At 67.2% G+C, this 1,484-nt stretch carries 1 protein-coding gene; it reads right to left on the minus strand.

What is annotated here, in order from left to right; all coding sequences use genetic code 11:
• Positions 1 to 164 precede the first annotated feature (164 nt).
• A complete protein-coding gene (locus D7X12_RS41310) occupies positions 165 to 1,370 on the minus strand; it encodes an IS701 family transposase (RefSeq protein ID WP_120630559.1) in 1,206 nt (401 codons plus the stop codon).
• Between the last annotated feature and the right edge of the window lie 114 nt (positions 1,371 to 1,484).

Genomic DNA, 1,484 nt, shown 5'->3' on the forward strand with positions numbered 1-1,484 from the left:
CACTACTGCGTCAGGGGCCCGATGGATGAACGGGGAGAGCGAGCAGTCTTCGCGGGGAGCGTCGGAGGTTGGCGCGGTGGCAGGTGGGGCACCGAGGCAGCCAGGTGGCAATCCCTTGCGCCATGGCGAGCCGTACGGTGATGAAGCTGTCGCGGAAATGGCGCTCAGGCCGAGAGTGGCTGCGCGTGGGCCTCAGCCGCCCCTCGCGCCGAGGGGGAAAAACGCCGCGCGCGTTCAGCCACGATGAACGCGTAGCAGCACAGTGCCACCGAGACGTGATGGTGCCAGCCAGGGAAGCGGCGGCCTTCGTAATGGTCCAAGCCCAGCTCGCCCTTGAGGTCCTCGTAGACGCGCTCGGTTCTCCAGCGCTGCATCACCAGGCGAATGAGCTGCTTCTTCGTGCTGAGCCCCGGTAGGGAAACGAGAAAGGAATTGGCGGGCTCCGACTCACCGTCCCGCCACTCGATGAGCAGCCACAGCGGCTCCTGCTCTCGCTGGGGGACGCCTGCGGCGACGACTCTGCGCAGGGCGAAGCGCGCCGACAAGTCCTCCTGGGTGCCCTGACGCCAGGTGCACCGACGGAAACCCCCTCGCGCATGAATGCGCAAGGCCAGGTCTGAAACGCTCCGCACGTTGCCGCGGGGCCGCCCCTGTTCATTCAGCACGTGGACGGAGGTTTGAGGGTCCACCGCGACCGCGTAGTGCAAGCCCAGCGAGCGCAGGTGCGCACGGAACTGACTGGAAGTGCCGTAGGCGGTGTCTCCCAGGACAACACCCGGAGGGACACCGTCCTCCACGGCCCGCTCAATCATTTGCAACGCCAACTGGGGTTTCGTTTTGAAGGTGACGTCGGCGGGGATGCGGGCCTCGCGGCGGCGAGCCGCGTCGTTGGCCCAGCCCTCGGGCAGGTACAGCTCGAAGTCGAGGGGCAGGTGCTCGGTGCGGGTGGCGACACTGAGGCTGACGCCAATCTGGCAGTTAGTGATTTTGCCCGCCGAGCCGGTGTACTGCCGCTGCACGCCCACCGAGTGCTTGCCCTGCTTCAGGAAGCCCGTGTCGTCCACAATCCAGACTTCCACCGACTCGCGCTGCACCATCGCTTCCAGCGCGTACCGCGCCGCCTCGCGCCGCACATCCCGGTCGCTCCACTTCGAGTCCACGGCGAAGTGCAGCAACCGCTGGTGCATGGCGTCCACCCGCCTGGGGTCCGGACATGCGCGGGCGGCGATGGGCTCCACGCTCTTGCGCTCCCCGTCTCCCAACAGGCCCATGGCGTAGAGGGCGAACGAGCCGCGCCGGCTCTCCTCGCCGAGCACGTCGCCGATTCGCTGGAAGTACCTCTCAAGCCGCTGCACCGCAGCGGCGTTCATGAAGGAGTCCATACCTACTTCATGAGTAGGGCGCCGCGACGACAACGCAATGGCGGCCAGAGCGCACAGCCCTCAACGGCTCGCTCCCCTTCGCTGCCCCCTGACACAGTAGTG

Origin of the sequence: Corallococcus sicarius, from assembly GCF_003611735.1 — a bacterium.
Taxonomy (GTDB): domain Bacteria; phylum Myxococcota; class Myxococcia; order Myxococcales; family Myxococcaceae; genus Corallococcus; species Corallococcus sicarius.

Bases quoted from the DNA above. Each gene is read 5' to 3' on its own strand.
- D7X12_RS41310 (WP_120630559.1), bottom strand. From the start codon at position 1,370: ATGAACGCCGCTGCGGTGCAGCGGCTTGAGAGGTACTTCCAGCGAATC.